The 23,986-nt window shown below is 70.7% G+C and carries 21 protein-coding genes; 8 read left to right on the top strand and 13 right to left on the bottom strand.

The window, feature by feature from the left end; genetic code table 11:
* Nucleotides 1-10 precede the first annotated feature (10 nt).
* The 3 genes from ABT114_RS14115 (at nucleotide 11) to ABT114_RS14100 (ending at nucleotide 2,748) form a co-directional block, all read left to right on the top strand.
* Nucleotides 11-1,135, top strand: a complete 1,125-nt coding sequence (locus ABT114_RS14115) for an ADP-ribosylglycohydrolase family protein (protein WP_351142114.1) — start codon at nucleotides 11-13, stop codon at nucleotides 1,133-1,135.
* A gap of 169 nt (nucleotides 1,136-1,304) precedes the next feature.
* Nucleotides 1,305-1,796, top strand: a complete 492-nt coding sequence (locus ABT114_RS14110; protein WP_351142112.1) for an NUDIX domain-containing protein — start codon at nucleotides 1,305-1,307, stop codon at nucleotides 1,794-1,796.
* Between the two features lie 214 nt (nucleotides 1,797-2,010).
* Nucleotides 2,011-2,748 (top strand): SIR2 family NAD-dependent protein deacylase, encoded by a 738-nt coding sequence (locus ABT114_RS14100; RefSeq protein WP_351142110.1) that lies wholly within the window; start codon nucleotides 2,011-2,013, stop codon nucleotides 2,746-2,748.
* Between the two features lie 9 nt (nucleotides 2,749-2,757).
* Here ABT114_RS14100 and ABT114_RS14095 read toward each other — a convergent pair whose 3' ends face one another.
* Both ABT114_RS14095 and ABT114_RS14090 read right to left on the bottom strand, forming a co-directional pair.
* Complete coding sequence (locus tag ABT114_RS14095) at nucleotides 2,758-3,987, bottom strand: neprosin family prolyl endopeptidase (RefSeq protein WP_351142108.1); 1,230 nt, start codon at nucleotides 3,985-3,987, stop codon at nucleotides 2,758-2,760.
* Between the two features lie 73 nt (nucleotides 3,988-4,060).
* Nucleotides 4,061-5,011 (bottom strand): zinc metalloprotease, encoded by a 951-nt coding sequence (locus tag ABT114_RS14090; RefSeq protein WP_351142106.1) that lies wholly within the window; start codon nucleotides 5,009-5,011, stop codon nucleotides 4,061-4,063.
* A gap of 206 nt (nucleotides 5,012-5,217) precedes the next feature.
* On the opposite strand from ABT114_RS14090, the gene ABT114_RS14085 reads away from it, so the two are divergent.
* Nucleotides 5,218-5,538 carry a hypothetical protein gene (locus ABT114_RS14085; RefSeq protein WP_351142104.1) on the top strand — a complete coding sequence of 107 codons (321 nt, stop codon included), beginning with the start codon at nucleotides 5,218-5,220 and terminating at the stop codon, nucleotides 5,536-5,538.
* Nucleotides 5,539-5,579: 41 nt separating this feature from the next.
* Here ABT114_RS14085 and ABT114_RS14080 read toward each other — a convergent pair whose 3' ends face one another.
* The 6 genes from ABT114_RS14080 to ABT114_RS14055 form a co-directional block, all read right to left on the bottom strand.
* Nucleotides 5,580-6,062, bottom strand: coding sequence for a methylated-DNA--[protein]-cysteine S-methyltransferase (locus ABT114_RS14080; RefSeq protein WP_351142102.1), 483 nt, complete (start codon nucleotides 6,060-6,062; stop codon nucleotides 5,580-5,582).
* Between the two features lie 25 nt (nucleotides 6,063-6,087).
* Nucleotides 6,088-7,557, bottom strand: a complete 1,470-nt coding sequence (locus ABT114_RS14075; RefSeq protein WP_351142223.1) for an AlkA N-terminal domain-containing protein — start codon at nucleotides 7,555-7,557, stop codon at nucleotides 6,088-6,090.
* A 162-nt stretch (nucleotides 7,558-7,719) separates the two neighbouring features.
* Complete coding sequence (locus tag ABT114_RS14070) at nucleotides 7,720-8,193, bottom strand: DUF7144 family membrane protein (RefSeq protein ID WP_351142100.1); 474 nt, start codon at nucleotides 8,191-8,193, stop codon at nucleotides 7,720-7,722.
* On the bottom strand, nucleotides 8,190-9,545 hold the full coding sequence (locus tag ABT114_RS14065; protein WP_351142097.1) for a hypothetical protein: 1,356 nt from the start codon (nucleotides 9,543-9,545) through the stop codon (nucleotides 8,190-8,192). The genes ABT114_RS14070 and ABT114_RS14065 overlap by 4 nt, the downstream gene beginning before the upstream one ends.
* Before the next feature lie 168 nt (nucleotides 9,546-9,713).
* Nucleotides 9,714-11,126 (bottom strand): dihydrolipoyl dehydrogenase, encoded by a 1,413-nt coding sequence (lpdA, locus tag ABT114_RS14060; protein WP_351142095.1) that lies wholly within the window; start codon nucleotides 11,124-11,126, stop codon nucleotides 9,714-9,716.
* A gap of 199 nt (nucleotides 11,127-11,325) precedes the next feature.
* Nucleotides 11,326-15,366 carry a bifunctional nitrate reductase/sulfite reductase flavoprotein subunit alpha gene (locus ABT114_RS14055; RefSeq protein WP_351142093.1) on the bottom strand — a complete coding sequence of 1,347 codons (4,041 nt, stop codon included), beginning with the start codon at nucleotides 15,364-15,366 and terminating at the stop codon, nucleotides 11,326-11,328.
* Between ABT114_RS14055 and ABT114_RS14050 the strand changes: the two genes are divergently transcribed.
* Entirely contained in the window at nucleotides 15,365-15,505 is a 141-nt protein-coding gene (locus tag ABT114_RS14050) for a hypothetical protein (RefSeq protein WP_351142091.1), read from the top strand. The two genes, ABT114_RS14055 and ABT114_RS14050, sit on opposite strands and share 2 nt — an antisense overlap.
* Before the next feature lie 283 nt (nucleotides 15,506-15,788).
* A complete protein-coding gene (locus ABT114_RS14045; protein ID WP_351142089.1) occupies nucleotides 15,789-16,565 on the top strand; it encodes a class I SAM-dependent methyltransferase in 777 nt (258 codons plus the stop codon).
* 48 nt (nucleotides 16,566-16,613) lie between these two features.
* Here ABT114_RS14045 and ABT114_RS14040 read toward each other — a convergent pair whose 3' ends face one another.
* Together ABT114_RS14040 and ABT114_RS14035 are read right to left on the bottom strand one after the other, a co-directional pair.
* The gene (locus ABT114_RS14040; protein WP_351142087.1) at nucleotides 16,614-17,123 is read right to left on the bottom strand and encodes an O-acetyl-ADP-ribose deacetylase; all 510 of its coding nucleotides are present in this window, start codon (nucleotides 17,121-17,123) and stop codon (nucleotides 16,614-16,616) included.
* A gap of 87 nt (nucleotides 17,124-17,210) precedes the next feature.
* Nucleotides 17,211-18,623, bottom strand: a complete 1,413-nt coding sequence (locus ABT114_RS14035; RefSeq protein ID WP_351142222.1) for a phytoene desaturase family protein — start codon at nucleotides 18,621-18,623, stop codon at nucleotides 17,211-17,213.
* 98 nt (nucleotides 18,624-18,721) lie between these two features.
* Between ABT114_RS14035 and ABT114_RS14030 the strand changes: the two genes are divergently transcribed.
* The gene (locus tag ABT114_RS14030) at nucleotides 18,722-19,336 is read left to right on the top strand and encodes a hypothetical protein (RefSeq protein WP_351142085.1); all 615 of its coding nucleotides are present in this window, start codon (nucleotides 18,722-18,724) and stop codon (nucleotides 19,334-19,336) included.
* On the opposite strand, the gene ABT114_RS14025 is transcribed toward ABT114_RS14030, so the two are convergent.
* The 3 genes from ABT114_RS14025 to ABT114_RS14015 all read right to left on the bottom strand — a co-directional run bounded on the left by ABT114_RS14025 (nucleotide 19,272) and on the right by ABT114_RS14015 (nucleotide 23,073).
* Nucleotides 19,272-20,120: an inositol monophosphatase family protein gene (locus tag ABT114_RS14025; RefSeq protein ID WP_351142083.1), complete on the bottom strand. Its 849-nt coding sequence runs from the start codon at nucleotides 20,118-20,120 to the stop codon at nucleotides 19,272-19,274. The genes ABT114_RS14030 and ABT114_RS14025 overlap by 65 nt on opposite strands.
* 223 nt (nucleotides 20,121-20,343) lie before the next feature.
* Entirely contained in the window at nucleotides 20,344-22,173 is a 1,830-nt protein-coding gene (locus ABT114_RS14020; RefSeq protein WP_351142081.1) for a gamma-glutamyltransferase family protein, read from the bottom strand.
* Between the two features lie 57 nt (nucleotides 22,174-22,230).
* On the bottom strand, nucleotides 22,231-23,073 hold the full coding sequence (locus tag ABT114_RS14015) for a class I SAM-dependent methyltransferase (protein WP_351142078.1): 843 nt from the start codon (nucleotides 23,071-23,073) through the stop codon (nucleotides 22,231-22,233).
* A 225-nt stretch (nucleotides 23,074-23,298) separates the two neighbouring features.
* Here ABT114_RS14015 and ABT114_RS14010 point away from each other — a divergent pair, with 225 nt between their 5' ends.
* On the top strand, nucleotides 23,299-23,967 hold the full coding sequence (locus ABT114_RS14010) for a hypothetical protein (RefSeq protein ID WP_351142076.1): 669 nt from the start codon (nucleotides 23,299-23,301) through the stop codon (nucleotides 23,965-23,967).
* The last annotated feature ends 19 nt before the right edge of the window (nucleotides 23,968-23,986 follow it).

The following is a 23,986-nucleotide window of genomic DNA, read 5'->3' as shown; positions in this document are numbered from 1 at the left end:
AACCGGAGCCATGACCCCTGTGGGCACCGAGCCAGAGCTCGACGACCGCATCCTCGGGGGCTGGCTGGGCCGGATCGCGGGCAACATGCTCGGCAAACCGGTCGAGCAGGGCGACCTGTGGACGCGGGACCGTATCGACCGCTATCTGCGGCGGGCCGAGGCCCTGCCGCTCACGGACTACCTTCCCGAGCCCCCGAGCGAGCACGACGGCCTCGAGCTGCGCCCCGAGTGGCGCAGTTGCGTCCGCGGCCGCATCCACGGCAGCTGCCGCGACGACGATGTCGACTACGCGATCCTCGGCCTCGACCTCCTCGAGACCCACGGCTTCGACTTCAGCACCGAGCAGGTCGGCGACCTGTGGCTGCTGCGGCTGCCGTACCTCCAGACGTTCACCGCCGAACGGGCCGCCTACCGCAACCTCGCCAACGGCATCAAACCGCCGCTGACAGCGACGTACGACAACCCCTACCAGGAGTGGATCGGCGCGCTCATCCGCGCCGACATCTACGGCTGGACCTGCCCGGGCGTCCCGCACCGCGCCGCAGCGCTGGCCCGCCGGGACGCGGTGCTGTCCCACACCGGCAACGGCGTGTACGGGGCGATGTGGGCGGCGGCCCTGATCGCGGCGGCCTTCACGGCGCCCACTGTGCGGCACGCCGTGGACACCGCGCTGACCGTGATCCCGGCGAGCAGCCGGCTGGCCCGTACCGTGCGCCGCGTCGCCTCACTCCACGAGACCCGGCTGAGCTGGGAAGACACCCTCACCACCCTGGCCGAGGAAACCGCCGGCCTCGGCTGGATCCACACCGTCCCGAACGCCGCAGTCCTGACCGCCGGGCTGCTGTACGGCGACGGCGACTTCACCCGCACCATCACGCTGACCGTGCGCGGCGGCCTGGACACCGACTCCAACGGCGCGACGGCCGGCTCGGTGGCCGGCGTACTGACCGGGGCGAACGCCATCCCGGCCCAGTGGAAGGATCCGCTGGAGGACACGGTCCGCAGCGCGGTGTTCGGCTTCGACGGGGTCAGGATCAGCGAACTGGCGGAGCGGACGGTACGGCTGGCCGGGACGGAGGCCGCGACGCACGCTGCCACACCGGCCGCCCAGCCGACCGGGACGGGCGCGTCCTGACCGACCGGCCCTTCCGTTGCCGGCAGACGGCGTACGAGCTCGACAACCCGGCTTCACGGAGCTGGTCGACGAACTCCTCGCCACCGGCCCGGACTTCGCAGCGCTTCGGAAGGAGCACGACGTCGTCGAGATCCACGAGGCCGCCGCGCGAGCTGGTTACCCTTCCTGGGTGACCACTGCTGACTACGCCACGTACATCGCGAGCCTCCCCCGCGTTCTCGCCGGGGCCGCCGCCCTCTTCCGCGACGCCGAGGGCCGGGTGCTGCTGGTCGAGCCGAACTACCGTGAGGGCTGGGCCCTTCCGGGCGGCACGATCGAGTCGGACGACGGCGAGACCCCGCGCCAGGGAGCGCGCCGCGAGACGGCCGAGGAGATCGGCCTCGACCGCGCGCTCGGCCGGCTGCTCGCGGTGGACTGGGTGCACGGAACCGGCCGGCCGCCGCTGGTGGCGTACCTCTACGACGGCGGCACCCTGGGCGAGGAGGACCTCAAGGCGATCCGCCTCCAGGAGGAGGAGCTGCTGTCCTGGCGTCTCGTCCCGCGTGAGGATCTCACCGACCACCTCCCCGGCGCCCTGGGCCGCCGCGTCCTGGCCGCGCTCGACGTCCTCACGGACGGCACAGACACGGCCGAGCTCGAGAACGGCCACCGGGTCGCCTGACCAGGGCCGGGCTCACCCCTCGGGGTCCCGGGGCTTGCCGTCCACCCAGCGCAGCGCCTCGTCGCGCGCGGCGATCCGGGCCTCCGTACGGTGCCAGCGCTCGATGTGGTCACGGACGACGAGTTCCACCGCGTCCTACGGGTTGCCGACCACCGGGCCTTGGCCGCGGATATCCGCTCGCCGCATCCGGACGGCCCGGCCTACCCTCGGTCCCATGACCAAGCCACTCGTCGCCATTCTCAGTGGTGCCGGTGTCTCCACCGACTCCGGTATCCCCGACTACCGCGGTCCGAACGGACTGTGGCGGCGGGATCCCGGGGCGGAGAAGCTCGTGACGTACGAGTACTACATGGGCGATCCGGAGATCCGGCGGCGGTCGTGGCAGCTGCGGCGCAAGAACCGGACGCTGAAGGCCGAGCCCAACGCGGCGCACCGGGCGGTGGCCGAGCTGGAGCGGTCCGGGGTGCCGGTGCGGGTGATCACGCAGAACGTGGACGGGCTGCACCAGCTCGCCGGACTGCCCGCCCGCAAGGTGCTCGAGCTGCACGGCACGGCGCGCAGTGTCGTGTGTACGAAGTGCCATGCGCGCGGGCCCATGGCGGACGCCCTCGCCCGGGTCGAGGCCGGTGAGGACGATCCGCCGTGCCTGGACTGCGGCGGGATCCTGAAGTCGGCGACGGTGATGTTCGGCGAGCGGCTCGATCCGGTGGTGCTGGGCGAGGCACTCGCGATCACCAAGGCGTGCCAGGTGTTCATCGCGGTCGGGACCAGTCTTCAGGTGCAGCCCGCCGCCGGGCTCGCCGGTGTCGCCGCCGACCACGGAGCGCGGCTGGTCATCGTCAACGCGGAGCCGACACCGTACGACGAGCGGGCCGACGAAGTCATTCGGCAGCCCATCGGTACCGCCCTTCCCGAGCTGCTGCGCAGACTGAGCACCGCGAGCGACGGCTGACGGATCGAGTCAGTTGGCGCCCGGCCCGCCGACCCAGGCGTAACTTGCCCAGTTGTCGCTGTTGCCGAAGTGGGGCTCGATCCCGTACATGTCCGGGTCGCTCTCGAAGACACCCGCTGTTCCGTCGTATCGGGCAAGGGTGCCGGCACGGTCGGTCTGGACGGCAAGGTTGTGCATGTACGCCGACCAGGTCCAGCCCGAGGTGGGCATGTAACCGCTGCCCAGGTCGGTTCCCGTTCTTCCCGCGACCTCGTCGGAGTCGAAGACCTCACCGAAGAAGTTGATGTGATCGGCATGATCGCCGAGGGTCTCGAAGACGCTCTCGTTTCCCATGAAGAGCCGTGCCGGGTAGTAGCCGACCCAGCGGCCCTGCACCTGTAGCCACCAGTTGTTCTGCCAGAGCTGGTATTTGATGGTGATCGACCGCTGTTCTCCACCGCGCACGCTGTACGGCACGAAGGTGGTCTCCGGGAAGATCGTGTTGTCGACCTGGACCCACCCGGCGACATCCTGGTTGTAGCCGCCGAGGTTGTCACCTTGCGCCGTGTAGTTGTTGGTCGTGTAGAAGACGAAGAGATGCGGGACCCAGTCACCGTAGATGTCCTGGCTCTCCTGCCAGCCCGCCTCGACCGTCTGCCGGTTGTTGCGGTCATGGTTCGCCAGACCGATCTGCAGCAGCGAGAAATCGTCGGAGGTCTCGGTGTAGGGGGAGAAGCAGCTGAGCACCCCCTCTCCTCCGAAGCAGATGATCGGTTGGCCTGAGGCGGCGTATGCGTGTCCGCCGATTTCAGGCAGCGGGTATGCCGAGGCCGACAAGTACGGCTGCGGAGCCTTCTGCAGATACTGCTTCAGCGGTTTGGTGTATCCGAGCTGATCAAGCCTTTTGCGTGGTATGGGAACCGTGCCTGCGGGGCCTCGCGCGGCGCCGCTCTCCCCGAGCGGCGTGATGGCGGGCAGTTCCTCGCCGAGAAGAGATGCCATCAACGCCGCGTCCGACGGAGGGGGATCGGCGATGTCGCCCCCTGGCACCTGGGATTCGACCGGAACCCAGTCGAGAATGCGGCCGTCCGGAGCTTCCGTTGTGGCGACGGTGTTCAGGCGTGCCTGGCGGCCCTCGAAGTACTCGCGCATCTCACGCTCGTACTCGGTCCGGTAGTTGAAGTGCAACTCGCGCTCGCGCCCCTGGTCAGGGCTTATGTTCTCCTGGTGCTCTGCATTCTTGAAGGGACCATGCGGCATCTCCGCAGCCTCCTCTTCGTCAGCGGTCGAAGTGGCTCCGAATCATCGGGATCGGGACCTGTTCCGAGAACCGTCACACCGGTACGGCCTGGCGCATGAGAGACAGGCGTGCGTTGTCGAGGACAGCGTCCATGCGCGCGACCTGACCCTGTGTGAACATGAACATCGCCACGTCGTCGGTGTAGTCCATGTAATTCATGAACATGTCGCCGTTCGGCGCGTTGCCACACGTCACGCTGGGGAAGGTGGGGGACCCGAGATTGGGTCCGGCCTGGTTGGGTGTGTCCGCCACGAAGTCGCTGCCGCTGCATCCTTGGTCGTCGTCGCCCCAGATGTGCCGCAGGTTGAGCCAGTGCCCGATCTCGTGCGTGGACGTGCGGCCTCCGTTGAACGGAGCCGTGGCGGTTCCGTTGGTGCCGAAGCCGGTATGGGTGATGACCACCCCGTCCGTGGCCGCGGCGCCGCCCGGGAACTGGGCATAGCCGAGCAGACCGCGCTGCAACTGACAGACCCAGATGTTGAGGTAGGAGTTGGCGGGCCAGGAATCCATGCCCCCGCTCAGCGTGAACTTGACCAGGTCGTCCGTGCCGAAGTCCTCGTTCGACGTCTGGGTACGGGTGATGCCGTCCGTGGGCCGCCCCAGCGGATCGGTTCTGGCCAGGTGGAATTCGATGCGCGGATCAGCGACGAGCCCCCGCCACACACCGGGCACGCCGGCGATGTCCGGGTTCTTGGCCCGGAAGTCCTGGTTGAGGACGTCGATCTGACTGCTGATCTGCGCGTCACTGATGTTCTGCTGGGGCGTGTTGTACACGACATGCACGACGACGGGAATGTCGATCACACTCTGCCTCGCGGTTGTCCGCTCCTGTCGTTCATAGGCGAAGGCGGTGTTCTCGATCAACGCACGATTCCCGGCGTAGTCAGGATTCCTGTCGAGGAGCCTGCGGTGAACTTCCATCGCTCCGCACCAGCGGCTGTAGTCGGCCGAGGTGACGCGAAGGTATGACTGTGCGTCGGACATGGCTGTGCCTCCTCCGGATATCCACGGAATAGCGCCGCCGATGCAGAAGAGCGGCTTGACGCAGAGGCTTGCGTTGCGCGAGTGGACAGCGCAGAACCTGAGGTGGGCAATGCGCACCACGCAAATAGCCCATACACTAAAAAGTGTAGACATACATCGCTGAGCTGGTCAATTCGGTCCAGGAGCGTGCAGAGCGAGGTGATCCCATGAGCGTCCCCTCCTGTCTTTTCCAGTACTGGGTTCACTCTTTCGAGGAGGACACCGAGGGTGTGACGGTCTATCGGCCCGCCGACTACGCGTTTCCGCCCGCCCGGGGTCGTCGTGGGATGGAACTCGCCGCGGACGGTACTTTCGTCGACCACCCCGTGGGACGCGGAGATGCCCCGGATACGGTGCCCGGCCACTGGCGGCTCGTGGACAGCCGTCAGCTGGCCATCTCTTTCCCGCAGAGCAGCGGTCGTCCGGATCGGGATCTGGAGATCCTGCGCTGCGACAAGGACATCCTGGAAGTTCGCCCCGCCGCCTGAACGAGCCCACAGGCGCGGGGCGGCCTCGCCGGTCGAAACGGCTAGAACAGGGCCGTTCCCCGCTCGAAGTCCAGCAGCCGCTGCTTGCGTTCCAGGCCGCCGCCGTAGCCGGTGAGGCTGCCGCTCGCGCCGATGACTCGGTGGCAGGGCACGATGATGCCGACGGGGTTCTTGCCGTTGGCGAGGCCGACCGTGCGGGACGCCTTGGGGTTGCCCAGGGCGTCGGCCAGGTCGCCGTACGAGCGGGTCTCGCCGTAGGGGATCTGCTGGAGCTGCTCCCAGACGCCGCGTTGGAACGGGGTGCCGTGCAGGCGCAGTTCGAGGGTGAACTCCTTCAATTCGCCCGCGAAATAGGCATTGAGCTGGTCGGCCGTCTCACCGAAGGGCGCGTCGTCGCGGTCGCCGAAGGTCTCCTCCGGCGGGCGGTGGCGCTGGGCCGTCATGTAGAGGCCGCAGAGGACCCCGTCGTCGGCCAGGAGAGTGAGGGGGCCGTACGGGCTGTCGATGACCGTGTGTTGCTTCACTGAAGTGTCCTTGACTGAAGTGCCCTTATACGGGCAGGAAGTTGATCGGGTGACTGTCCGTCGCCCACAGGTACTGAACCGCGTACGCACGCCAGGGCCGCCAGGTCGCTGCCCGGTCGGTGAGTGCCGCGGGCGTCGCCGGAAGGCCCAGCTCCTGGGCGGCACGGCGGATTCCGAGGTCGGTGGGGAGGAAGGCATCGGGGTCGCCGAGGGCGCGCATCGCGATCACGTCGACCGTCCAGGGGCCGAAGCCGGGGAGGGCGAGGAGCCGGGCACGGGCCTCCGCCCAGTCGCTCTCGACACCCAAACGCAGCGTGTCGTCGGCGAGTTGGCTGACGAGGGTGGTGAAGGTGGTGCGGCGTGTGCGCGGCATCGCCAGCGTCTCGGGGGCGAGGACGGCCAGTGCCTCCGGGGACGGGAAGAGGTGGGTGAGGCCGCCCTCGGGGTCGTCCACCGGCTCGCCGTGCGCGGTGACCAGGCGGGCCGCGTGGGTACGGGCGGCTGCCGTGGAGACCTGTTGGCCGAGCACCGCTCGGACGGCGAACTCGGCCTCGTCGACCGTGCGCGGGACGCGCCGGCCGGGGGCCTTGTCGACGAGAGGCGCGAGGACCGGGTCCGTGCGCAGCTGGTCGTCGACCGCGACCGGGTCGGCGTCCAGGTCGAGCATGCGGCGGCAGCGGCTGATGGCGACGGGCAGGTCGCGCAGGTCGCTGAGGGTGAGGCGGCAGGCGATGTGGTCGGGCTGTGGGGTCAGCGCCACGATGCCGTGCCCGTAGGGCAGTCGGAGCGTGCGCCGGTAGGCGCCGTTCCGCCACTCCTCCACACCCGGTACGGCGGTCGCCGCGAGGTGGCCGAAGAGGTTGTCGTGGTTGAGCGGCGCGCGGAACGGGAGGCGGAGGGTGAGGACACCGGGGGTGAGGGCTGCCGTCGACTTGGGGCGACGGGTGCGCAGATCGGTCGGGGCGAGTGCGAAGACCTCGCGGACGGTGTCGTTGAAGGTGCGGATGGAGGAGAAACCGGCGGCGAAGGCGATCTCCGCCATGGGCAGCGCGGTCGTCTCGATGAGCAGGCGGGCGGTCTGGGCGCGCTGGGCGCGGGCGAGGGCGAGCGGGCCGGCGCCGAGTTCGGCGAGCAGCTGGCGTTCGACCTGCCGGGTGCTGTAGCCGAGGCGGGAGGCGAGGCCGGGTACGCCGTCGCGGTCCACGACACCGTCCGCGATCAGCCGCATCGCGCGGGCCACCAGGTCGGCGCGCTGGTTCCACTCCGGGGAGCCGGGGCTGGTGTCGGGCCGGCAGCGTTTGCAGGCCCGGAAGCCCGCCTGCTGGCAGGCCGCCGCGCTCGGGTAGAAGGTCATGTTCTCCGGCTTGGGCGGCACGACGGGGCAGCTGGGCCGGCAGTAGATACGGGTGGTCGTGACGGCCGTGAAGAACCAGCCGTCGAAGCGCGCGTCCTTGGACTGGACGGCGCGTACGCAGCGTGCCCGGTCGGCGTGCATCCCGTTGTTCTGCATGCGTCCAGCATCGGCCACCGGAGGGACCAGGGCTGGCGGGAATCCGACATCAACCTCGACTGTCCAGGATGTCCGCGGATCCCCGTGCGGACCCGCGCGGCAGCGGCAGCCGCAGCGGCCCGGCGGAGGCGCTGAGGGGGCCGGGGATCAGCCCACCCCTTCCTGCCGGGAGACCAGCGCCCAGATCACGAACAGGTCGATCGCGATCATGGTGATCGGCCAGAAGAACGCGTACGGCAGGAACAGGAACTGGGTGATGAGGCTGAGCGCCACGAAGAACAGGCCCGCGAACCTGGCCCAGGCCATACCCTTGAGCAGGCCCGCGCCGGTGACAGCCACCAGGACGCCGATGATCAGGTGGATCCAGCCCCAGCCGGTGAGGTTCATCTTGTAGACGTATGAGCCGACACGGGCGTAGACGTCGTCCTTGGCGATCGCCGAGATGCCCTGCAGGATGGACAGTACGCCGCTGCACAGCATCAGTACGCCGGCGAAAACGATGCCGCCGCTGACCCAACTGTCCTGACTGCGCGTCGGATTGGGTCCGTTGCGCGGCCGGTTCCACGCGCTGCCGACCTCGCCCTGCGGGTCTCCGGTCGGGTGTGCTGCGTCCTGGCTCATGCGGTTGTCCTTTCTGTGTCCCCCTGATGCGGTCCCCCGGTGGTCGGTGTTCTCCCCGAGTCGTCCTCCGCCACGAAGTCGACGATGCACAGCGCGAAGAGCAGGGCGAGCGCGAGGCCGATGACGACCCAGCCGGTCGGAAACGGCCACAGGACGTACGCCAGGACCGCCGCCGCGACCAGGATCCAGGTGATCCATGTGCGGAAACGGTGCACGAACGGTCCGACGGGTCCGGTGCGCAGCCCCGCGCGGTCGGCGGTGGCGCGGACCGCGCCGATGCCGGAGCGCCACAACTGCCGTACGAGACCGGCGTGGCGTTCCGGTCCGGTCAGCCAGGCCGCGACGGCGATCACCACGCCGAGGGCGACCACCGCCCGCACCGAGGTGCGCAGGAAGCGGGTCAGCACGTCGTACACGGACGCCGCCGCGGGCTGTGAGACGCCGCCCGGGAGGGCGTCCAGGTACACGACCCGGAAGACGGTCAGGGCGGCGCCCAGCAGGAGCGTGGCGAAGGCGAAGCAAAGCGCTGCGACGATCAGAGTTCTGCGGCGGTGCCTGGAGAGCAGGACACCGGCCGCGACCAGCACGACCGCGAGGACGGGCAGCCAGAGACCGGCGAGCTGGAGGAGCCGGAGGTAGGTCTTGACCTTGCCGATCTCGTCGGACCGGACGACGGTGATGTTCGTGTGGATCGCGGGGATCTTCCCCGCGACCGTCATGCCCGAGTCGACGAGGCGCTGCTTGACCTGCTCGACGACCGGGGCGAGGTCCACGGTCACCGCGTCGTTCTCCAGCTTCACCGCGCCGCCGCCGCTGCCCGTCAGCGCCTTGTCCAGACTGCTGTGGATTTTGCGGTTGGCGTCGGTCCAGATCCGCTCGAAGGCGTCGGAGGCCGCGACCGCCCGCGCCTTGTCGTGCACGAAACTGCTGACCGCGCCTTCGAGGGAGTTCCCCAGTTTGCCCAGGGCCTTCTCCAGGAGGGGCCGCTGGGCCGGGGCCACGCCCTCCAGCAGCGTCGCCAGGTCGAGGTGTTGTGTCACCGCGGTGGTGACGCGGTTCGCGACGGCGTCCTGGATGTCGGGGTCGGAGGCGAGGGGCGCGACGGTTTCGACGTAGTGGTCCGTGTCGCCGATGATGTCGGCGGTCCAGGCGGCGACCACTCCGAGTGGGGCGAGGACACAGCCGAGGACGATGAGCAGGGTGGCGACGAGTGAACGCGTCCAGTGACGCTGGGGGCGCGGCGCTGGGCGCGTCGCCTCCAGCGCGGTGATGCGAGCCCGGAGCTGCTCCAGCTCGGTTCGAGAGGCGTCCGCGCCGGATCCGTTCGCGCCGGGGACGCCGCTGTCCGGCATGGCGGGCTCCCTTGTCCATCGGTTCGTCGGTGCGCACCGGTGGATACAAGGAGATCCCGCCCGTACGGGGGCGGCGAGTGCTGCGGGGCCGTCCGGGTGAACGGCCCCGCGGGCTCAGAGCGGCTCAGGGCGGCTCGGGGCGGCTCAGAGCGGCTCGGGGCGTCCTTCTCACATGTTGATCATGTGTCCGGCGAGGCCGTGCACCGCCTCCTTGACCGCTTCCCCGAGGGTGGGGTGGGCGTGCACGTTGCGGGCGACCTCGTGGACGGTCAGGTCCCACTGCTGGGCCAGGGTCAGCTCGGGCAGCAGCTCGGTCACGTCCGGGCCGATCAGGTGGCCGCCGATCAGCTCGCCGTACCTGGCATCGCTGATCAACTTAACGAAGCCGGTGGTGTCACCGAGACCGTGCGCCTTGCCGTTCGCGGTGAACGGGAACTTGGCCACCTTCACCTCGTAGCCCAGCTCGCGGGCCTGTGCCTCGGTGTAGCCGAAGCTGGCGATCTGCGGCTGGCAGTACGTGGCCCGCGGGATCATCACATAGTCCAGCTCCATCGTCTCCGCGTCGGCGAGCGTCTCGGCGGCGATGACGCCCATCGCCTCGGCCGCGTGCGCGAGCATCAGCTTCGCGGTGACGTCACCGATGGCGTAGATGTGCGGCACGGACGTACGGCAGCGCCCGTCGACATCGATCGCGCCGCGCTCGGTGACCTTCACCCCCGTGTTCTCCAGGCCGTAGCCGGTGATGTTCGGGGCGAAACCGATCGCCTGCAGCACCTTGTCGGCCTCCAGCACCTGCTGGGCGCCGTCCCTGCCGGTGACCGTGACCCGTACCTGCGGACCCGACTCGTCGATCGCGTCGACGCGGGTGGAGGTGAGCACGTCGATGCCCAGCCTGCGGTACTGCTTGGCGAGTTCGGCGGAGACCTCGGCGTCCTCCAGCGGGGCGACACGGTCCAGGAACTCGACGACCGTGACCTTCACGCCGTAGTTGTGCAGGACGTAGGCGAACTCGATGCCGATCGCGCCGGCTCCCGCGATGACGATCGACCGCGGCAGGTCCTCGGCGAGGATCTGCTCCTCGTACGTCACCACGCGCGAGGTGCGGCGGGTGCCGGGCAGCAGCTTCGGGGTGGCGCCGGTGGCGATGATGCAGTGCTCGAAGCCGATCGTGCGGGTCTCGCCGTCGTAGCCGGCGACCTGGAGCGTGTGCTCGTCGAGGAAGCTGCCCCGGCCGTCGAACTCCGTGATCTTGTTCTTCTTCATCAGGTAGTGGACGCCCTTGACCCGGCCGTCCGCGACCTTGCGGCTGCGGCGGTACGCCTCGCCGTAGTCGAAGGAGACCTCCCCGTCGACCCGGATGCCGAAGGTCTTCGCCTCGCGGGTGACGATGTGCGCGAGCTCGGCGTTGCGCAGCAGGGCCTTGGTGGGGATGCAGCCCACATTCAGGCAGACGCCGCCCCAGTACTTCTCCTCGACGACGGCGACGCGTTTGCCCAGCTGCGCCGCCCGCACCGCGGCGACATAACCGCCGGGGCCCGCGCCGAGGACCACGACGTCGAAGCGCTCGTCCTGCTCGACCATGAGACTTCCTTTTCGATGAAATTGAGAGCCGTCGGCCGGGGGTGGTGGTATTGCCCCTGTGCCCCACGGATTGTTTCGTCCTGGCCTCATTCTCGCCACACGGTTCAGCGGCGCGGCGGGCGGGCCGGGCGGTCGTTCGAGCAGGCCGTGGCCCTTCGTCACCACCGGCGGGGGTCACCACCGCCGGGGGTCCGGCCGGTCAGTAGACGTCGCGCACGTAGCGCTTGTCGGCGGCGAGTTGTTTGACGTAGGTCGCCGCGTCGGCCTCGCCGAGGCCGCCGTGGACCATGGCGATGTCCCGCAGGGCCTGGTCGACGTCCTTGGCCATGCGGGACGCGTCACCGCAGACGTAGAAGCGGGCGCCGTCCTGGAGCCAGGACCACAGCTGGGGGCCGTGTTCGCGCATCCGGTCCTGGACGTAGACCTTGGCCCGCTGGTCGCGGGAGAAGGCGGTGTCCAGGCGGGTGAGGGTGCCGTCGGCCAGGAAGGCGGTGAGTTCGTCCTCGTAGTAGAAGTCGGTGGCGCGGTGCTGCTCGCCGAAGAAGAGCCAGTTGGGGGCCCGGTGGCCGCAGGCCCGGCGCTCTTCGAGGAAGCCGATGAAGGGCGCGACTCCGGTGCCGGGACCGATCATCACCGCGGGTGTGGCGGCGTCGGCGGGCGGGCGGAAGTGTGGCGACCGCTGGACGTGGACCGGCACCGGGGTGCCGGGTTCGGCGTCGGCGAGGAACGGCGAGCAGACGCCGTGGCGGGGCAGGCCTTGCAGGTTCTCGTACCGGACGACGGAGACCGTCAGCGAGACCAGGTGCGGGTCGGTGAGCGGGCTGGAGGAGATGGAGTACAGGCGTGGTTGCAGGCGTCCGAGCATCTCGGTCCACTCCTGCGCCCCGGCGCGGACGCCGAACTCGGTGACCACGTCCACGGCTTGCCGCCCCCAGGACCACTTCGCCAGCTCACCCTTGTTGTCCGGGCGCAGCAGACGCTTCAGCTCGCGTGGGTCGCGGGCGCGTTCGGCGACGAAGCGCAGCAGATCCGGGGTGATGCGAGTGATGTCCAGGTGCCGCAGCAGGGCCTCTTCGAGGGCGATCTCGCCGATGCCGTCGACGTGTACGGCCGTGTCCGTGCCGGTTCCGGCGTCCAGGCCGGTGACGGTCAGCCACTCCGCCACGAGTGCACGTGAGTTGAGCGGCCGGACGCCGAGGGCGTCTCCCGCCTCGTAGACGAGCGGGGTCTCGCTGTCGCGGGTGTCGAAGGTGAAACGGCGTACCTCCTTGCCCGAACCCGGCAGGCTCAGCAGGCGGTTGCCGGTCAGCCGGGCGGTGACCGGCGCGGGCCGCTTGGCACGGGGAGCGACGGGCGCGGGGGCCGGGCCCGCAGCGCCGTCCTTGAGGGCGGTGAGCACCTGGTCCAGCCAGGCCTCCGCCCGGCTCTCGAAGTCGGGTTCGCAGTCCGTGCGCGGTGCGAGGCGGACCGCTCCCAACTCGTCCATACGGCTGTCGAGTCGGCGGCCGTGCCCACAGAAGTCGTCGTACGAGGAGTCCCCGAAGGCGAGGACGGCGTAGCGGCGTCCCTCCAGGCGTCGGGCGCCGGGTGCGGTGAGGCTGTCCCAGAAGCCGGTGCCGTTGTCGGGGGCGTCACCGTCGCCGAATGTGCTGGTGATCAGCAGGAGATCGGCGTCGGACGGCAGCGCGTCGGGGTCTGTCTCGTCCATGGCGACGAGGGACGTGGTGTGGCCGCCCGCGGTGAGCCGGTCGGCGGTGGCGGCGGCGAACTCCTCGGCGTTGCCGGTCTGCGAGGCCCAGAGGATCAGGACCCGGCGGCCCGGGGTCTGGGGAGCCGCGGGCTGCGGTGGGGCGGCGGAGCCGGTCCGGGAGTACATGCCGGCCAGGGTGCCGTTGACCCACAGGGCGTGTTCGGGGGTGAAGGGCGCGTCCGGCGGCAGCACCGGGACGCCGGGGGCGCCGGAGGGAATACCGGCGAGGAAGCCGGTGAGGTACTGGCGCTCACGCTCGGACAGCACCGGCGGCGGCGCGGGGCGGAGGCCGAAGAGGGCTGCGGCAGGCACGGGGGCGGACTGTTCCACGACCTCGGCCGGTACGACCTCGGCCGGTGCGGCCGTGCCTGGTGTCTGCGCCGTCACCGGAGTGGACACCTTCACCGGAGTGGACACCTTGGTGAGCGACACCGCGCACACCTTCAGCTCCGGCTGGAACGACAGCGGGTCGACGGCGTCGCTCGTCACGGCGTTGACGCTCAGGTACTCCCCGAACAGGTCGTTCCAGTGGAACGGCGCGAAGCACGCCCCCGGGCGCACCCGGTCGGTGACGACCGCGGGCAGCACGGCGCGGCCGCGCCGCGAGGCGACCTCCACCGAGTCGCCGTCGGCGATGCCCAGGCCGGCCGCGTCCTGCGGGTGCAGTTCCACGAACGGGCCGGGGTTGAGCTTGTTCAGCTTGGGCACCTTCGCGGTCTTCGTCAGGGTGTGCCACTGGTGCTGGAGCCGGCCGGTGTTGAGGAGGTACGGGTAGTCGTCGTCCGGCATGTCCGCGGGCGGGATGTGCGGGCGGGCGTGGAAGACGGCGCGGCCGCTCGGGGTGGGGAAGGTGAGCGAGCCGTCGTCGTTGACGTACCGGACGGGGTTGCGGTCGGGTCCGTCGGCGGTGGCGGCCGGCCACTGCACGGGCGTGGCACGGAGGCGCTCGTAGGTCACTCCGCGCAGGTCGTAGCCGGTCTTCGGGTTCCAGGCCCGCTTGATCTCCTCGAAGACCTGCTCGGCACTGTCGTAGGAGAACCCGTCCTCGTAGCCCATCGCGCAGGCGACGGCCGCGATGATCCGCCAGTCGGCCATGGCCTCGCCGGGCGGGTCGGCGGCGGGTCGGGCGAGGGTGAGGTTGCGCTCGCTGTTGATGAGGACGCCCTCGGTCTCGGTCCACAGGGCGCCGGGCAGGACGACGTCGGCGTAGGCGTTCGTCTCGGTGTCGGCGAAGACGTCCTGGGTGACGACGAACTCTGCGGCCTCCAGGCCTTCGATGACCGTCCTGCGGTTGGCGACGGAGGCGACCGGGTTGGTGCAGATGATCCAGCAGGCCTTGATGTCGCCGTCGGCCATCTTCTGGAACATCTCGATCGTTCCCTTGCCGACGCCGTCCGCCCGGATCGTGCCCGGTGGCAGCTCCCACAGTTCCTCGACGAAGGCACGCTCGGCGTCGACGAGCACGGAGCGCTGTCCGGGGAGTCCGGGGCCCATGTAACCCATTTCGCGGCCGCCCATGGCATTGGGCTGGCCGGTCAGGGAGAAGGGGCCGCTGCCCGGGCGGCAGATCGCGCCGGTCGCGAGGTGCAGGTTGACCAGGGCGTTGGTGTTCCAGGTGCCGTGCGTGGACTGGTTGAGGCCCATCGTCCAGCAGCTCGTCCACTCCCCCGCCTCGCCGATCAGCCGGGCGGCCTCGCGGAGGTCGTCCTCCGGGATGCCGGTGAGCTCGGCGACGGCGGCGGGCGGGTAGTCGGCGAGGAACTCCGGTATCGCCTCCCAGCCCTCGGTGTGCGCGGCGATGAACGCGGGGTCGGTGTGGCCGTTCTCGTGCAGGAGGTGGAGAAGGCCGTTGAGCAGCGCGAGGTCCGTACCCGGATTGATCTGGAGGAACAGGTCCGCTTTCTCGGCGGTGGCGGTGCGCCGCGGGTCCACGACGATCAGCTTGGCGCCCGCCGACTTCACCCGGTCCATCATGCGCAGGAAGAGGATGGGGTGGCAGTCTGCCATGTTCGAGCCGATGACGAGGAAGACGTCCGCCTTGTCCAGGTCCTGGTACGAGCCGGGCGGGCCGTCCGCACCGAGCGACAGCTTGTAACCGGTGCCGGCGCTGGCCATGCACAGCCGGGAGTTCGACTCGATCTGGTTGGTCCGGATGAACCCCTTGACCAGCTTGTTCGCCAGATACTGGGCCTCGAGGCTCATCTGCCCGGAGACATAGAGGGCGACCGCGTCCGGCCCGTGCTCGTCGACGATCGCCCGCAGCCGCCGCGCGGTCTCGGCGATCGCCGCGTCCACGGGTGCGGGCTGCGGCTCCTCCCCGCGGTCCGACCGCACCAGGGCCGTGGTCAGGCGCCCCGGGGCGGACAGCATGTCGGCCGTGGTCGCGCCCTTGGTGCACAGCCGGCCGAAGTTCGCGGGGTGCTCCTTGTCACCGGACGCCTTCAGGACCGTACGGCGGCCGTCCGGGCCTCTGCCGATGTCGAGGACCATGCCGCAGCCGACTCCGCAGTACGAGCAGACCGTCCGCACCTTCGATGTGCTGTCGGCCCGCGAGTCCGGCGCGGTCACGGGCGCCCCCTATCCGGTGATCGGCCTGGTTTCGACCTTCCACGACCGTACGAAATGCTGATTACGCGTATGTCTCCTCGGCTGATCATCGGGCGTTAAGCCCGTCGCACAGCCGCGCGGCGGCCGATGTGAGCGCGCGCGGTCTCCTTCAGCGCGAACGGCCTCGTCCCGCGGTCGGCCTGATCATCGCCACCCGTACGGCCCACCTCGTCGAGCGGTGACCCCACCAGGACGTCCACTGTGGTGACACCGGAGCGAGAGGCACCGGGAGGCACCGATGGGCGGGAGTGACTGTCGCACGCCTTCACGTGAGGCGGGTGGCGTTGATCCGAGAGGCGGAGTCGATGACCGCACAGGTGTACTTCGAGATCACGGACGCGAAACGCGAAGTGGCGGACCTGCTTCCCCTCGACGCGCCGGTCGAGGAATGCGAAGCGGTCCTGCAGGAAATCCCGATCTGGTTCCACACCTTCGCGCTCAACACGAAGGCCGGCCTGTACACACGGGGCATCGCTCGCGACCACCGCTACCGCATCCCTTTCCTTCCGGCCGACTTCCGTGGCGTACGGGTACTCGACGTCGGCACGCGTGACGGCTTCTACGCCTTCCTGGCGGAGGCACGCGGGGCGGAGCGGGTCCTGGCCGTCGACAACGAGCAGTACACGCACACGGTCAGGGAACGCTGGGGCATCGAGATCGCCGGAGGCGAGGCGTTCCGCGCCGTCGGCAAGCTGATCGGGTCCTCGGTGGAATACCTGCGGGCCGACGCGATCGAGTTGGCGACGTCGGCGGAAAGGTTCGACTTCGTCTTCTGCTGCGGGATGCTCCACCGGGTGGAGAACCCGCTCGGCATGCTCCGGACCCTCCGCACGCTCCTCAACCCGGGCGGCGAGATCCTGCTGGAGACCTACGGGATGTCCGGACAGAGCGACGACGCCTCTGCGGTACGCGTGCTGGCCGCCGGCGAGGCCACCACCGGCGACGACATGCACTACTGGGGCTTCAGTGCCCCGGCCGTGACACGGCTGGCCGCGTGGGCCGGGCTCACGGAGACGGGCGACACGGAACAACGGACGGTCGACGGCCACCCCCGGATCATCGCGACACTGCGCGCCACCTGAGCCGGGACAGGGCGGGCGCCGACATGTGCGTGTGCACGACGGCGTCCGTCACTGGACCTGCCTGGCGAACGCGTCGTAGGCCCGGTCGTCGAAGAGGACGAACCTGACCTCCTCGACCGCCGTCTGTGTCGCCCGCACCGTTTCCACGGCGATCCGGGCGGCGTCCTCCATCGGCCACCCGTAGATACCGGCGGAGACGGCGGGAAACGCGACGGTACGGGCGCCCACCTCATCCGCGACCCGCAGCGACTCCCGATAACAGGAGGCCAGCAGCTCCGACCGGTCCTGCTCGTGGGTGAATCGCGGACCCACCGTGTGGATCACCCAGCGCGCGTCCAGTCGGCCGGCGGTGGTGGCGACCGCCTGACCGGTGGGCAGGCCCTTGCCGTAGTGGGAAGCGCGCAGTTTGCGGCAGTCCTCGAGGATCGCGGGGCCGCCGCGCCGGTGAATGGCGCCGTCGACGCCACCGCCGCCGAGCAGGGAGGAGTTCGCCGCGTTGACGATGGCGTCGACGGACTGCTCGGTGATGTCGCCCTGGGCGAGGGTGATGGTGGTCATGGCTGTCTCTATACCCGCCGGCCGGAGCCGAACATCACCACCACCACCGGCACCGGCAGTAACCGTACGTCGGAGAGCGCGCCGCTCCTACGGTTGTTGCCGCAGCCTCCGCCACACGGCCTTCGCCGCGTTGTGTCCCGACATGCCGTGGACGCCAGGGCCCGGCGGGGTGGCCTGCGAGCAGATGAACACGGCCGGGTGCGGGGTGCTGTAGGGGAACAGGGACAGCTTCGGGCGCAGCATGATCTGGAGTCCGGACACCGCGCCGGTGGCGATGTCGCCGCCGACGTAGTTGGCGTTGCGGGCGGCGAGTTCGGGCGGGCCTGCGGTGGCGCGGGCGAGGACGCGGTCGCGGAAGCCCGGTGCGAAGCGCTCCAGTTGGCGTTCTATGGCGTCCGTGAGGTCGCCGGTCCAGCCGTGGGGGACATGGCCGTAGGCCCAGAAGACGTGCTTGCCCGCCGGAGCCCGGCCTGGGTCGACGACACTGGGCTGCACCGTGATCATGAACGGTTTGTCGGGCGCGCGGTTCTCCCGGGACGCCGCGCGCAGCGCCGCGCCGATCTCCGCGCTGTCCGCGCCGATCTGCACGGTGCCGGCGACCCGCGCCTCCTTCGCGGTCCACGGGACCGGACCGTCCAGCGCGTAGTCGATCTTGAAGACGCCGGGGCCGTACCGGTACCCCTCGTAGTACCGGCCGAAACCCGCGATACGGGCCAGCGCGGTGGGCGAGGTGTCGAAGACGTACGCGCGGGCGGGCGGCAGGTCGTCGAGACGCTTGACCTCGTAGTCGGTGTGGATGGTGCCGCCGAGGTCCTCGAGGTAGGCGGCGAGGGCGTCGGAGACGGACTGGGAGCCGCCGCGGGCGACGGGCCAGCCGCGGGCGTGCGCGGCGAGGGCGAAGATCAGGCCGACGGCGCCGGTGGCCAGGCCGCTGAGCGGGGCCATGACGTGTGCCACGAGGCCGGCGAAGAGGGTCTTGGCCCGCTCGTCGTGGAAGCGGCGGGTCAGCCAGGCCGACGGGGGCAGGCCGACGAGGCCGAAACGAGCGAGGGTGACCGGGTCGCGGGGCAGGGCGGTGAGCGGCAGGGACATGAAGTCGCGGACGAGGGTGTCCCACTTGGGCAGGAACGGCTCGACCAGCCTGCGGTACACCCCCGCGTCGCGCGGCCCGAACGAGGCGGCGGTCTCGGCGACCGACCGGGACAGCACGGCGGCGGTGCCGTCGGTGAAGGGGTGCGCCATGGGCAGCTTGGCGTGCAGCCATTCGAGGCCGTAGCGTTCGAGTGGCATCGCTCGGAAGGCGGGTGAGTTGATGCCGAGGGGGTGCGCAGCGGAGCAGGGGTCGTGGCGAAAGCCGGGGAGGGTGAGCTCCTCGGTGCGGGCTCCTCCGCCGACGGTGTCACGCGCCTCGAAGACGGCCACGGAGAAGCCGCGACGGGCCAGCTCCACGGCAGCGGTCAGTCCGTTCGGCCCCGCACCCACCACGACCGCATCGAGCATCGACGGCACCTTCGGACTCCTTCGTCAGCCGATGGCCACTGGGGATCAGGATATGCCGGGGGACTGACAGGCCTCACGGCGCGGGTAAATTCGGCGGGGTGACACGGTGGTTTCGGAGCGGGTCCGGGGAGTCGGGGGCCGATCGCTGGTTCGAGGTGACCGACGCCGGGCAACTGCTGCGCGAGGCGGGCTTCGGGCCGGACGGGAGCGCGCAGGCCGCCGTTTCGGCGCCCGATCTCGCCGGGCTGCGGGAGGAGTACGGACCGCTCGGCGGGCAGCTGTACGCCTCCGTGTACGGAGAGTCGACGTTCGGCGTGGCGTCACAGGCGTCGGCACCCTCGCCCGAGGAACCGGTGACAGCCGAGGAATTCGAGGCGTCGTGGCGCCGGGCCCGGCAGTACCGGCACGAGCTGGGCAGATACCGCTCCGGGCCGCTGCCGAGCGGGGCCCGGGTCACCGGGACGATCGCGCCCTCCCCCTGGCCGCCCGGCCGCACGGGGCTCCGCGTCGGCCTCGGTCTGCCCGTCGACGGCTTCGTGGACGTCCTGCACCTCCCCCGAGAGGGCGCCGGCTGGCCGCCGGTCGGCAGGGTGCTGGAGTTCGAGGTGGTCACCGTGCTCTTCATGCCGAAGAGCCGCGCTCCGCAGATCAGACTCCGCCCGACAGCAACCCCACCACCCGGCGAGCCGTGGCCGCGTCCCGCGCCGCGGTGAACGGCAGGGCGTTGCCGCCCGTGATGCGGAACGGCTCACCCGTGACGGTCAGGTGGGCGCCGCCGGCCTCCTCGACCAGCAGCAGGCCTGCCGCGTGATCCCAGCCCAGCTCCCAGGAGAAAGCGGTGGCATCCAACTCGCCGCGGGCGACGGCGAGATACTCCAGGCCCGCCGAACCGCAGGCGCGCGGCGCGACGCCGTCCGTCCACAGGCGGAGCAGGGTGCGCTTCTGCTCGTCGGTCGTGTAGTCCGGGTGGGAGGTGGCGATCTCCAGGTCCCGGCCGGGTGCGGGCGGGCCGGCGAACAGGCGCTCGCCGTCCAGGAAGGCGCCGCGGCCCCGTACGGCCGTGGCCAGTTGGTCGCGGGCCGGCGCGTACGTCCACGAGGCGAGCAGGACCCCGCCCCGCGCCAGCGCGACCAGGGTGCAGAAGCCGTCGTCGCCGTGCACGAACTGCCGTGTCCCGTCGACGGGGTCGACGATCCAGACCGGCGCGTCGCCCTGTATCGCCTCGTACGTCGCGGGGTTGGCGTGCACCGCTTCCTCGCCGACCACGACGGAGCCGGGCAGGAGGGCGCCGAGCGCCTTGGTGAGGTACAGCTCGGCGTTGCGGTCGGCGTCCGTGACCAGGTCGTGCGGGCCGCCCTTCTGGTCGACCTCGTGCGCGGCGAGCCGGCGGAAGCGCGGCATGATCTCGGCGGCGGCCGCTCCGCGGAGCGCTTCTTCCACGTCGGCCGAGTGGCGGGCGAGAAACTCGTCGATGGTTTCCGTGATGTCTTCGAGCATGCCCCCATGAGACCACGCGCCACTGACAATCCCCGCCCGGCCGGTGCACAGCAGGTGGAATCGGCATGAACACCCGGCGCCGGGGTGTGCCGCCGGGCCCCCGAGCCGGAACTGAACCGGACCCCGGCGGCAGGCTCCGAAACCTCGCCCCCAGGCTGGCCCCGCGGGCTCGCCCCGGCGGCGGACCCCTACGGCAGGCCCCGGCGGCAGGCCCCCGCGCGCCTCACCGTCCGACCGCGTACCCCTGCATGCCCCGCGGGTTCGCCGCCGCCGACAGGATCCCGGTCTCCGGGTCCCGGGCGACCGCGCACAGCCGGCCCTCGGACCAGGGGTCGGCGACGGTCACGTCATGGCCGCGCCGCCGCAGCCCCTCGACGACCTCCGCGGGCATACGGGACTCCACGGTCACGCTCCCCGGCCGCATGCCGCGCGGGTAGAAGGAGCCCGGGAAGCCGTCGTTGTGCCAGTTCGGGGCGTCGATCGCGCCCTGGAGGTCGAGGCCGCCGCGTACCTGCTCACGCAGGGCGACGGCCAGGAAGAAGTGCAGCTGCCACTGGTCCTGCTGGTCCCCGCCGGGCGTGCCGAACGCCATGACCGGCACCCCGTCGCGCAGGGCGATCGAGGGCGTGAGGGTGGTGCGGGGGCGGCGGCCCGGGGTGAGGGAGTTCGGCAGCCCCTCCTCCAGCCAGGTCATCTGGAGGCGGGTACCGAGCGGGAAGCCCAGTTCGGGGACGACGGAGTTGGACTGGAGCCAGCCGCCGCTGGGCGTGGCGGCGACCATGTTGCCCCAGCGGTCGACGACGTCGAGGTGGCAGGTGTCGCCGCGGGTGGCGCCGTCGGCGCGCACGTCCGGTTCGCCCGGCACCGGGGACGACGCCGGGCCCTTGGCGACCGTCGGCTCGCCCGCGCCCATCGGGTTGAAGCCGGGGTCGTCGGCGGCCACCACGTGCGCGTGCGCGCTCAGCCTCGGGGTGCGGCCTCCAGGGGCGCCGGGCCGCAGCTCGTACGAGGCCTTGTCGCCGACGAGCGCCCGCCGCCGCACGTTGTACCCGGCCGACAGCAGGTCATCGAGCGGCACGTCGGCGGCGTCCCCGTACCAGGCCTCGCGGTCGGCCATGGCCAGCTTGCAACCCTCGACCAGCAGGTGGACGTATTCCTCGGAGCCGTACCGGGGCAGCTCGGGCGGGAGCAGGGCGAGTTGCTGGAGGAGGGCCGGGCCCTGGCTCCAGGGGCCGGCCTTGCACAGGGTCCAGCCGTTCCAGTCGTACGTCGCCGGCGCTTCGTAGGACGCGGACCAGCCGGCGAGGTCGGCGGCCGTGAGCGTGCCGGTGTGGCGCTCACCGCTGGTGTCCATGGTGGGCCGCTGTGCCTGCCGTACCAGCGCCTCACCGACGAACCCGGTGCGCCACACCTCCCGCGCGGCCTCGATCTGCGCCTGCCGGTCGCCCGCCCCGGCGACCTCGGAGAGCAGCCGCTTCCAGGTGGCGGCGAGGGCCGGATTACGGAACAGCCGGCCCGGCCGCGGGGCCTGCCCGTCGGGCAGGTAGACATCCGCGGACGAGGTCCACTCCGTCTCGAACAGCTCCCGGACGGTCTCGACGGTCGCGCCGACGTTCTCCACGGGCGCGTGCCCGTGTTCGGCGTACCCGATGGCGTACTTCAGGACGTCGGCCAGGGGCTTGGTGCCGTGGTCGCGGAGCAGGAGCATCCAGGCGTCGAACGCGCCGGGGACGGCGGCGGCGAGCGGCCCGGTGCCGGGTACGAGATCCAGACCGAGTCCCCTGTAGTACGCGACCGTGGCCCCGGCGGGCGCGACGCCCTGCCCGCACAGCACACGCACCTCGCCGCCCGCCGGGGCGAGCAGGATCGGCACCTCGCCCGCGGGTCCGTTGAGGTGCGGCTCGACGACGTGCAGCACGAAGGCGCCGGCGACGGCGGCGTCGTAGGCGTTGCCGCCGTCCTCCAGGACGGCCATCGCCGACTGGGAGGCCAGCCAGTGCGTGGACGACACCATGCCGAAGGTGCCCTGGAGGGTGGGTCGGGTGGTGAACACGGGCGGACTCCTCGCGCGCGGCGGCCGGTCCCGTGATCGTACGCACGCGCGCGTGCCTTACGGTTGCCGCCTGCCCACGGTGAGCAGATGTCCGCTCGCGCCCAGCAGCGCCGGCTCGGACTCGATGCGCCGGGTCGCCGCCAGGACGGCCTCTCGGCGCTCCGGATCGTCGAGCCACGCCTCCAGACCGCCCATGAGCCAGGCGACGCCCTCGACGCCGTACTGGCCCTCGACGGTGAGCCCTGCCTCGGTGAACTCCTCGGCAGGTTCGCTCGGTTGCGCGAAGTAGGCGGTGGTGAAGAGCCGGCCCTCCCGCTGGGACGGATGCCTGCCGTGCTCCGTGACGGCGTCGGTCTGCGTCCGCTGCGCCGGATCGAAGTAGCGCTCCTCCCTCAGCACGTCGTGCAGCCCGGCGAACCGGTTGATGGTGGCCGCGACGACCAGCCCGCCCGGCCGGACCACGCGGTGCGCCTCGCGCAACGCCCTTGTCCGGTCGGCCCGTTCGGGCAAGTGGTACAGCGGGCCGAGCAGCAGCACCGCGTCGTACGCGGCGTCCTCGTCCGTCAGGGACCGGGCGTCTCCGGAACGCGCACTCACTCCGGGCAACCGGGCCGCCTGCTCGACGTGCAGCGGTACCGGGTCGACGAGTTCGACCCCGTAGCCGTCCCGGGCGAGCCACTCCGCGTGCACCCCGCTGCCGCCGCCGACGTCCAGCACCCGTGCGGGGGGCGCGGGCAGAAGCCTCCGCAGTACGTCCTGCGTACGCCAGAACTCCAGCCGCCCGGCGGGTGCGCCGCCTTCTCTGAGGCGGGCGTCCTCCTTGCCGCGTGCGTAGTAGTCGAGGATGTCGTCGCGGACGGCGGGCGGCTCGCCCCCGGTGACAGGTAATGACGAAGACATGCGTCAAGGCTGCGGACCGGCATCGAACACAGCAACCGAATTTGGCACTCGGCCCGCCTCCACCCGGGCGGACAAATCGGCACACACAGCCCACGAGTTACCGGCCACTGTAATCGCACAGGTACGCAGCGAGTTCGCACTTCCACCCCACAGGGAGTCGTGTGACACTGGCGTCCCGTCCGCAGTGTGGACACCCTCCGCACCGACCCCCACGAGAAGTGCGCCTTGCGTTCTCTGCCACTGCCGCTCGCCCTCACCGCGCGTCTGTCGCCGGTCGTCGTGCTCGCCGCCGCCGGCTGGTCGCTGACGTCCGGTCCGTTCGCCCCGACACCGGCAGCCGAGCGTGAACCGACCCAGAAGACGCCCACCTCATCGTCCTCCGCGCCGTCGTCGACGGCGGAGTCGAAGTCGTATGCCTCCGCCCCCGCACCCTGCGCGAGCGTGGCCGCGACGACGGTCAAGTCGCTTGTGCCGGGCGCCAAGACGGCCGGCAAGGAGATCCCGTCGACGGACACGAAGGTGCGCCGCACCTGCTCCTGGAACGCGCTGAAGGGGTACGACTACCGCTGGCTCGACGTCTCCTTCGAGATCATGGACTCGGACGACGCGGCACAGACGGCGTACAAGGAGCGTCTCGCGGAGAAGAGCGGCGGAGGCGCCGTTCCGGGTCTCGGTGACACCGCCTACTCGGTGGTGAACCTCACCACCGAGGACAAGCAGCAGACGCGTGAGGGAGAGGTGATCGTCCGCGTGTCCAACGCGCTGGTGGTCATCACCTACAACGGCAGCGACTTCGAGTCGAAGAAGGCGCCGAGTACGGACGAGATCAACAAGGGCGCCATCAAGGCCGCCAAGGACGCGGTGGCGGCGTTGGAGGGCGGTCAGAAGGGCTGACGCCCTCCGACCGCCCAGC

The organism is Streptomyces sp. NPDC002088, from assembly GCF_040296605.1.
Classification (GTDB): domain Bacteria; phylum Actinomycetota; class Actinomycetes; order Streptomycetales; family Streptomycetaceae; genus Streptomyces.
Note: the sequence above shows the minus strand (reverse complement) of the source record. Positions and strands in the feature narration are given on the sequence as shown.